This is a genomic window from Brunnivagina elsteri CCALA 953 (assembly GCF_002289455.1).
GTDB lineage: Bacteria > Cyanobacteriota > Cyanobacteriia > Cyanobacteriales > Nostocaceae > Brunnivagina > Brunnivagina elsteri.
Genome location: NZ_NTFS01000253.1, coordinates 1 through 9,664, shown reverse-complemented (window position 1 = coordinate 9,664; position 9,664 = coordinate 1). Strand labels below are relative to the sequence as shown.

7 protein-coding genes and 2 pseudogenes are annotated in these 9,664 nt (G+C 37.4%); 2 read left to right on the top strand and 7 right to left on the bottom strand.

What is annotated here, in order from left to right:
• Positions 1-29: 29 nt before the first annotated feature.
• Entirely contained in the window at positions 30-629 is a 600-nt protein-coding gene (locus tag CK510_RS19970) for a pentapeptide repeat-containing protein (RefSeq protein WP_095723369.1), read from the bottom strand.
• A 358-nt stretch (positions 630-987) separates the two neighbouring features.
• Here CK510_RS19970 and CK510_RS19965 point away from each other — a divergent pair, with 358 nt between their 5' ends.
• A complete protein-coding gene (locus tag CK510_RS19965) occupies positions 988-2,613 on the top strand; it encodes an IS1634 family transposase (protein WP_095723368.1) in 1,626 nt (541 codons plus the stop codon).
• Positions 2,614-3,097: 484 nt separating this feature from the next.
• On the opposite strand, the pseudogene CK510_RS33575 reads toward CK510_RS19965, so the two are convergent.
• From CK510_RS33575 to CK510_RS19940, 6 genes and pseudogenes are all read right to left on the bottom strand, one after another.
• Positions 3,098-3,250: pseudogene (locus tag CK510_RS33575) on the bottom strand (peptidoglycan-binding domain-containing protein); the annotation flags it as partial.
• Positions 3,251-3,252: 2 nt separating this feature from the next.
• Positions 3,253-3,393: a hypothetical protein gene (locus tag CK510_RS33570; RefSeq protein ID WP_245912232.1), complete on the bottom strand. Its 141-nt coding sequence runs from the start codon at positions 3,391-3,393 to the stop codon at positions 3,253-3,255.
• A gap of 551 nt (positions 3,394-3,944) precedes the next feature.
• Positions 3,945-7,046, bottom strand: a pseudogene (locus tag CK510_RS19955) (NACHT and WD40 repeat domain-containing protein); the annotation flags it as partial.
• A 623-nt stretch (positions 7,047-7,669) separates the two neighbouring features.
• Positions 7,670-8,059, bottom strand: a complete 390-nt coding sequence (locus tag CK510_RS19950; RefSeq protein ID WP_095723366.1) for a type II toxin-antitoxin system VapC family toxin — start codon at positions 8,057-8,059, stop codon at positions 7,670-7,672.
• A complete protein-coding gene (locus CK510_RS19945; protein WP_095723365.1) occupies positions 8,049-8,258 on the bottom strand; it encodes a hypothetical protein in 210 nt (69 codons plus the stop codon). Before CK510_RS19945 ends, CK510_RS19950 begins: the two co-directional genes overlap by 11 nt.
• A 424-nt stretch (positions 8,259-8,682) precedes the next feature.
• Positions 8,683-9,375 (bottom strand): hypothetical protein, encoded by a 693-nt coding sequence (locus CK510_RS19940; RefSeq protein ID WP_245912231.1) that lies wholly within the window; start codon positions 9,373-9,375, stop codon positions 8,683-8,685.
• A 58-nt stretch (positions 9,376-9,433) separates the two neighbouring features.
• On the opposite strand from CK510_RS19940, the gene CK510_RS31115 reads away from it, so the two are divergent.
• On the top strand, positions 9,434-9,664 hold a 231-nt coding region (locus CK510_RS31115), incomplete at its 3' end, for a hypothetical protein (protein ID WP_143289359.1).

The following is a 9,664-nucleotide window of genomic DNA, read 5'->3' as shown; positions in this document are numbered from 1 at the left end:
GCGTTCGCGTTTAATTTCCCTTTACTTTCTCATGATTTATTTATCTTTCTTGGAAGAATAAAAACTGGGATGTACCCATTAAGTTCAGCGCTGTTAAGGTTGGCACTATTAAGATTTGCATTACTAAAATTAATACCATTTAGCTGTACTTTTTCTAATTCTATTTGACTTAAATCTGTATTGGATAAATCAATTCCTTGTAGTGAAATTTTGTATTTTTTTAAAGTTTTAAGTGCTTCAATTCTTGCATAACTTACTCTTACTCCCGAAGCACTATCAATTACTTGCCATGTTTGATAAATTATTCTTTGCCTGCGTTCTCTACTTTCTAATATATATATAGATGCTCCTGTCAAAATACTGAAACATTCAATATTACTTGGAGTAACGACAGAGAGAATTTGTCTGAAAATGCATTTTTGAATTGGCTCTAGAGAATAACATATTTCTTGATTCTGGGACCATTTTTCTACCAAATAAGTTGCTAAAATAGCTATGCAAGCAATTCCAAGTGAAACCAAAACTCTAAACCATATTTTATCCAAATATTTTTGAATAAGATTAATGACTTCATTTATGGTATTTAATTTTGCTTTTATTTGTTTATTTTTACGCTTATTATTCAGCATTTAAACCCACATTCCGCACTTCAGAATGTAGCATAAATATTACACAATTTTTCTCTGATACGAGTAAATAAAAACACTAACTCAATTTGCGTGTTACGCGACTCCGGGTGCTTCGCACCCGGAGAGCCATTGCGATCGCATGAGGAATTAACGGTTACGTTAGCATTAAAGCGAGACAGAAAATTTAAACATAAGTATTAATAAATAAACCTTGCGAAGTAAAGAGCAGGTTGCATAGCTTATAAATACTTAGTTCCAGACTTTTTACAAAACTAAACGACATTGTTTTATCGTGATTTCCTTAGCACGATACCAAAAGTGAGACAATCAAAAAAACTCCAAATATTTTAGAGGTAAAATGTCTCCAACATCAAAAGCAGAAATTAAAAATATTGATCATCTAGGAATAGTAGCTGGGCTGATTGATGAAATAGGAATAGTTGAAACAATAAATTCCAAATTAGGAATAGACCCTCGTGAGAAAATTTCAGCGAGAATATTAGTAAAAGCGATTATAATTAATGGCTTAGGATTTGTATCAAGACCTTTATATTTATTTAGCCAATTTTTTGAAGATAAAGGAATCGAAATATTATTGGGAGAAGGTGTAAAAAGTGATTATATAAATGACGATAAAATTGGAAGAGTTATGGATAAATTATATAAATATGGATTGAATAACCTATTTATAGAAATTGTCTTATCAGTAATTAAAAAATTTAATATAGATACAAAATATTCACATTTAGATGCCACATCATTTCATCTACATGGAGAATATAAAACTGATAAAAATAAAGATAAAGAAGAAAAAATAATTAAAGAAAGACCAATAATTATAACCAAAGGATATTCTCGTGACCATAGGCCAGATTTAAAACAAGTTGTTTTAGATTTAATAACGAGTAGTGATGGAGATATACCATTATTAATGAGAGCTGGAGATGGTAATGAAGCAGATAAAGCCGTATTTGGGAAAATATTAGTAGAGTTTAAAAAACAAATAGTTTTTGATAGTATTATGGTCTGCGATAGCGCATTATATAGTCAAGAAAACCTCAAGTTAATTGAACATTTAAAATGGATAAGTCGGGTACCAATGACAATTAAGAAAGCACAAGAATTAGTTGAGTCTGTAGAGATAGAAGAGATAAGTGCAGAAGAAAGAGAGAAAAGAGCATCTCAAAATTTAGATGGATATAAGTGGAAAGAAGAAATAGTAAATTATGGTGGAATTAAACAAGTTTGGCTAATAGTAGAAAGTCAAAAAAGAAAAGATAGTGATTTAGAAAAGTTAGATAAAAAACTAAAAAAAGAAAAAGATAAAGTTGAAAAACTACTCAAAGAATTAAAAAAAGAAGATTTTGAAACTCCAGAGCAAGCTAGATATAAACTAAAAGGAATCAACAAAAAATTGAAACTATTTGAAATTAAAGAAGTTAAACTTATTGAAAGTATATCCAAAGATAAAAAGATTATTTATAAAATGGAAGGAGTAGGTTATGAAAAACCAGAAGAGATAGAAATACAAAGAAAAGAAGCTGGAAGATTTATTTTAGCAACTAATTTAGTTGATGAGAATAAGTTAGAGCCAGAAGAAATTATTACAACTTATAAAAATCAACAGTCTTGTGAAATAGGATTTAGATTTTTAAAAGGCCCCTTATTTTTTGCTGATAGCTTCTTTGTAGAAAACCCTGAACGAATCGAGACAATGTTATTTTTAATGTCTTTGTGCTTGTTAGTCTATAATCTTGGTCAAAGAGAACTGAGAAATAGCTTAAAAAGAATCAAAATCGGAATCAAAAATCAACTAGGAAAATTAACGATTTGTCCGACATTAAGATGGGTATTTCAATGTTTTCAAGGAATTCATCTTTTGACTTTAAATGGGATTAATCAAATTATTAATTTAACATCAGAACGCCATTTTATTTTGAATTGTCTGCCATCATCTTGTCAAAAATATTATCTGCTTTCTTAATCTAAACAACATGTGGAGAGTGAATAAAAATTTATCACTATACGAAGGAATAGTAATTTTTCTTCCAATTTATAGTGCCTATATAACCTATTTTATCAATCACATATTTGATGTTTTATGATTTTTCTTCATGACGTGGATTAGTTCACTGTTTTTTCTTAATTATCCTGATTTTTTTGCTTTTTTCTTGATTATAATCTCCTTATACTTCAAGTTGAAGTGCGGAATGTGGGTTTAAAGATTTCAACCCTTGAAGTATTTGGGCTTATATCTCAAAATAAAACCACCGAAATTTATATATTTCAAGTAACTATTTATACAATTAATTGCTAAAGTCTTGGCAAACATTTCAAATGCGATACCACAAAGTGGTCGTCAAGGGCGTTGTTATTCCAAACTCCTGCCAAAACTAAAACCCCAACATTAAGTCGGGGTTTTATTATCAAACATATAATTAATATCTGTTTTCAAATATCTATATTTTTTAGCAACCGCCAGAAAAAGCGCACATACCCAAAGCTTCCCAAGTCCGTTCTCCAACGATTCCATCTACGGCAAATGTGGGGTCGTGGTCGTTGCCTCTTGCTTGGAACTCTTTAACTGCATCTTCTGTTTTTTTACCAAACAAACCATCGGCTTTTAACGAACTAAAACCATATTTTTGTAAGCTTTTTTGTAATCTCTTGACCGATTCTGAAGCAGTTTTTGACGGTCATCGCGACGCAAGACGGGCATTGTTTCGCAAGCGGGGAGTTGTTGTTGCTGGTTTAATGTTTGCATTGTGGTAATAAACCTATGTTGTAGTGTAATTTACTGACATACTTGGATTCACAAGTGTTTTGCCGGATTCCAGAATTTCCTCAAAAATACTTGAAAAAGCTTTGAATTGAAACATTATTAGTGTTTTTGTATTACTAATGAAATTAGCGCTACTTTAAAAGGACAAATGGACAACGCAAATGCATTCTGAGTAAACGTAACATGCGATGCCCCTATGTCTAGCATTTTGTGCGATCGCATCAGCGAACCATAAGTTTATCGTACCCAAACACTAGGCTGTGTATTCTGATAGAATTTACCCATTTTTTATTCATACACTTTTGGCATTCATGTAAACGTAAAGTCTATGTCACATCAGCTTTTGAGCCAACAGTTGCCACATATTTAGCGTGAATTTTTACCCCCTCAAAAGGCACAAAATACACAGCCTACCCAAACACCCATTATTATTTACCATCTACAGCGCCTAAAGCCTTGAGTGTGGCGATTGCTGTTTCACTTAAACCTTTAATACCCTCAATCTTCATTCCTTCGTATGGTTTATCGTGTTTGAGAGTTTTCACGCAATTACCCGTACTAGAATCCCAAAGCTTGATAGTTGTGTCTCCACTCCCAGTAGCGAGGGTTTTACCATCCGGGCTAAATGCGACCGATTCAATGTAACGAGTATGTCCATGCAAAGTTCTTAAACATTTGCCACTATAAACATCCCATAACCTCAAAGTATGGTCATCACCTGCGCTGGCAAGGATTTTTCCGTCTGGGCTAAATTTAACGGAGTTGATCCAACTTGTGTGCCCCTGCAAAATTTTAATACATTGGGCATCGTTAATATCCCATAACTTTATAAGTCCGTGCCCACTCGTACTAGCAAGAGTCAAACCATCGGGGCTAAACACAACGGAATTTACCCAGCTAGTGTGCCCCTTACATACTAAGCGTTCGCTGCCACTTGCCGCATCCCACAAACGAATTTCATGCTGGCTATCGCCCGTTGCCAAAAGCTTGCCATCCGGGCTAAAAGCTACTGACGAAACTTTTCCAGATATTTTAGTAAAAATGCAATCAGTCAAATCAGCAAAAGCGAAATTGATATTACGCAGACTTGCATTAGACAAATCGGCATTAATAATTACAGTTTGAGAAAAATCTTTATCTTCGAGGGCAGCCTTATCAAGTTTGACTAACAATGTTGCAGCATTTCCTCCTATATAACCAACTTCTTCTTTGGTTTTATCTCGTGTTGCTTGCAGAATTTTGACAATCGACTCTTTTTCTCGATCGCCCATAGGCAAGTCACCCGTTACCAACATTGGCATCAGTAAATCTATCGCCGCTTTTGTTAAGGAGGTCTGTCCAAAAGTTTGTTGTAGATACTCTAATGATTCGCTGGCAAATTCTTTCAATGGTGCGATCGCTAAAATTTCTCCTGCTTTATTTACTTTGCGTTGAAAATAGGATGACCAAGTGTATTTTTCGGGTGCGATGGTTTTATCGAGGCAATTCTGTGCCTGTGCTTGTGCTAATTCTGTGAAATCTGGTGCTAAAACTCCCAACTCAGCAGCAAATTTGTAGGCAACAAAAAACTCTAATAGGGATTTGTGGGCTGGGGTGTAATCTCCATCGGCATTACGAATCAGCATTGTCTGCCCCAACATATCATTTTTCCAATGGTCTAAATCTTTCTCCTCCCGTACCACCGCACCAAATAAACGACGAACTCTGTCGGGGAATAGGCGATAATTGAGACTTAATTGATTGGTAGACAACATCTCCCAGGAAAGTTCGCACAAAAAGTAGAGTTTATCTGCCAGAGAAGTAAAAGTACGTTCTGCCGTAATATCGCGTTCCATTTTCCGACGTACTGCATACAGATATACCCGCGACATATCCACAGGTTTTCCCTCCTCAATATCCGGCAATGCTTCTAAAATTAACTCGGTCATCACCGGACGACCAGCTAAGTCTAACAATTGGGGATTGCCCATAACCCGTTCCACCGTAGCAGGGGTTGCTTGAAACGATAAAACTTGCCGAATTTGCTCGTCGCCAAATTTTTCTAATTCCAGCACCTCAAATTGGGGAGTTTCCCCGGTTAAATTGGTAATTGATGCTTGCAATTTGGCGCTTAATAAGGCACGTCCTTCAATTGCCTCTGGAAAATGCTCCGTGCGGCAAGTTAAAATCACTTTTGCACCGGGAAGCAAAACTTTAGCTAATTCCCAAAAATTGCTAACCATCGCTTGACGGTCTACCCTTGCAGCCATCTCATCGAAGCCATCGAATATTAGCAGTAGCTTACCCATGCGATTGAGTTGCTCGAATGCCGAATATCCGGGGATGGGGATTTCGTACTTTCTAAAGAAAAATTCCGAAAACAAGGATTCCACACTAACTGCTTTTGCGTAATCCCGTAGTGAAATCACCAAGGGTAAGCGCGGACGTTCGATTCCCCGTTTTTGGCAATCGCGATACTTTTGCAGAGCAACCCAGGCATAATGTAAAGCAAACCAAGTCTTGCCCGTACCAAATTCTCCCAAAATCGAAATATGTTCTTTAGCAGGGTCTGAGAGCCAACGGTCAATATAGCTACCTATATCACTATAACGACTGACTGCGATCGCCCGTTTGGTCGCGGGGTGTATTTCTTCTTTGGTGCAGGAAAGGGGAACGTATTTTTTATTAATCCCACGTTTGACTACCTCTGCTTCCAACCAATCAAGATAACCGCTAAAGTCTGCGTCTTGGTCGATGAGTTCATCGAAGGTATAACAACTGAGATGGCGATTTTCCGATTTTTCGACTTCATTGCGTGCTGCTTGGGAAATGCGACGAGCAGTAACTAACCAACCTTCATCCGTGTGGTTTTTCTCTACCGATGAACTTAAAGCCATCAAACTATTGATATTGGCTTCACCCACCATACCCCTAATTAAAACGCGATCGTAACGATTTCGACGGACTGGTATATTAATAATCCATTCAAAATAATTGTTTTCCCAAATTTCATATTTCTCAAAACGGTAGCCTAAAGTTTCAAACCAACCGCGCATTTCCTGAGATAAACCAAACGCGCTACTTTTTTTAGAGGCTAATGTTTCTGCTAGTGGTAATGCTAGGTAATTCTGCTGTACCAATCGTGCCATTTCGGTACGAATCCCTTCCAAGGTTGGCAGTCGCTCTAAGCGTTCTAGAAGAATTTCGACCCTTTTATGTATGGATTCTATTTTCTGTTGTGTGAGGACTTCCTTGGGTGTGCGAGAACGTTTGACAACTTCAATAAAGATTGCTGAGAAAGCGATTAGTTCCCGTCTGGGTTCAATTTCCAGTTGTCGGATTTCATTGCCAAAGTCATTTTCAATTAGCTCGTTGCTGACTTTTTCTAAAATAGAGAAGTTATTTTGTTCAAATGTTTTCCGAAAAGCATTTTGGATTTTTTTAAGCCTAAATAAATTGAGAATTGCCTTGGGTTTGCCTATTCCATACTCTACCAATGCATAAGCATAAACACCCTCAAAGTCTTCAGGCGGATGCTCTGGGTCTAAATCGAATTGTTTTAAAATTTTAATTACAACTTCATTACGCTCTAGCTTATTTTTTATAAATGAAACAGTAATCTCCGCTATCTTATCAATTAATGATTTAAGTACCATTATATTTTGTCTTTTTATTGCATCGTGAATTCAGGTATATATACCCTCATTCAATACTGTCTAAGATTTTTGATAAAGATAAAAGATACTTTAAATACAATTAAAGGAATGTATACGAAGAAAAGGTTAAGAATATACTTTCAAATGCATTAAAAGTTTTTAAATGCTACCTTCCGGGAAGTCGCTCTGCGTCTACCTTCGACCCTGCGGGAAGCCGCTTTGCGTCTACAGCATGACAAAAGTTTATATTTTATCCATTTTGAGTATATCCCTCTTCTGTCACTTTCCGGTTTTTCCTATTATTAGTACTTTCTGAACAGAAGGTAGACTAGGCAATACAGCGTTTTATCTTCTAATTTTGGTCATTTCTATGCTTTCATAAATTTCTATGAAGAAAAAAGCCTGCAATCGCTTACTGTATAAGAACTCTAGAATTCAGAAATGATAAAACTTTTCGGAGAGTGACAGAATAGGGATATAAGGGTTTTTTGGGAAGTGCGTTAGCGTACTGCTTCGCAGAAGCTAGCTACGGTGAAACCGTTCCCGTAGGGTAGCTATCCGTAGGAATCGCTTTTGTTGGGTTTGTAAGGAGATGCGATCGCCTCATAAATTCGTAGATTCAGCTACCAGCGCTCTAACATCAAGCCATCAACATAGTCAAAATCTGTATCATCTGTCACTAATATCCAACCCTGCTCTAAACATTGTGCTGCAATCCAAACATCATTCATTGGAATTGGTCGTCCCTTGCGTTTCAAAGCCAGTCGGGTTTGAGCATAGACTGCTGCTGTTTCTGGGCTTAATGGTAAAACTACGCAAGCCTCAATAAACTCCAGATAACGAGGTAAATTTTGCAATGGACGAGTAGAGTTTTCCGCGCCAAAAAGCAACTCCCCCACTACGATTGTAGACAGAAATATCTTTGGTAATGCAAGCACCCGTGAAACGATTGCTGTGTCACCATTCAAAAAACGTACAGCCACAGAAGTATCAAGAGCAATCTCACCACTCATTTACATCTACCTGCCGACATTCTGTTGCGACCGCCCGTTTTAATTCTTCCGCTTCGGCATCACTTAAAATGCCTGCAAATTTTGCCAGGGGATGGGTTTTGCCTGTTGCTTTTAGCCTATGAAAAAAATCTAGTACTGACTCGACTACATCATCGGGAGCTTGTTCGAGTTCCTGGATCAATTCTTCACGATTTGTCATGCATTCAGTTGTTCTTGGCTAGTTATTACTATTTCCAGTATATCCAATTCATACGATCGCTTTTATTGTGGTTTACGGGGAAGTGCGATCGCGTACTGCTTTGCAGAAGCTAGCTACGGTGAAACCGTTCCCGTAGGGTAGCTATCCGTAGGAATCGCGCTCTCCAGGTTCGCAGCCTCAAATCCTTGTTCCATAAGCTTTATAGCTAATTTTAATGGTTCCAGGTTCGCACTGTTAAAAGCGATCGCATTTGTAGAAAAAAGGGTTTAATATGATATGGGAACTTGCATCCTGACAATAAAACTACACTCAGTAAATCACAAAGTTTCTTTCAATAAACTGGAGTTTAGACTAACGCATGACAAAACGGTGCAGCAGAAAGAATCTAATGCACATCAGTATACAAATTGAAAAATTCAACTATTTAAGCTGGCTGAGGTTGCTTTTTAGTGCGAGTTGTAGTTCGTTTTTTGACTACAGGGTAGTTAATTCTACGCTTACGTGTTTGTTCTGGTTTCCAGCCTGGGGATTTTCCACGTAGTTTTGGAGGTTTTGCAGGTGTGTGAATCACCGCTAAAATTGCACCAATTGATTGTGCAACCCTTCCCGGAGTTAACTTTGGGGCTGTTTTTTGCCAAGGCAAAGGGTTATCTTTAACAATATCTCGTGCTAGCCACAACTGCCAAGTGATTAGTGGCATTAGGTCACTCCATCTGTCAGATTGTTCTGGTGTTGAGAGTTTTGGTAGTGTCCAATGTAGTCTTTGTTTGGCAAAACGATACCAATGGTCAACACCGAACCGACGCAAGTAATATTGGAATATCTCGGTACAAGAGGGCATTGATTTTCCAATAAAAGCTAACCACATCGGTTTTGCTATTCGTTTACTACCATCGGGTTTCAAGCGTTCGACTAATATCACCGACATTGGGTGTAGTGGAGATTTGCGTAGGTGCAGCTCATACCACAAGCGGATTTTTAATCTTCCTAGTTTCTCATCTTCTAATTCTATTGTTTGGGCGGGTTCGTCCCAAGTTGATTCATCTAGAAGCTTAAATTTACGACCATGAATTCGCCGTCTGCCTCTGCCACTGTATTCTGGTGGTGCAGTCCACAAACATAAATTTGACCGTAAACGTATTATTTTATCAACTTCTATATCCGCTGTTTGAGTGATGAACGGCGCACATCCATGCGAATGTGCCGGGACAGAATCCTCTGTCCGGCAACTTCGCTACTCAATATCCCAGCATGAAATTGCTCTAGATGGTAATTGTGGGCATACTTTTTTGAGTTGCCATACTGCTTTCTGGATTGGTGTTTCCCAACTAGTTATTCTCTCATGTCTTAACGGCAATGCCCAACTGCCTTCTGCTTCTGGGATTAAAGCTAGCGTACTATACCCA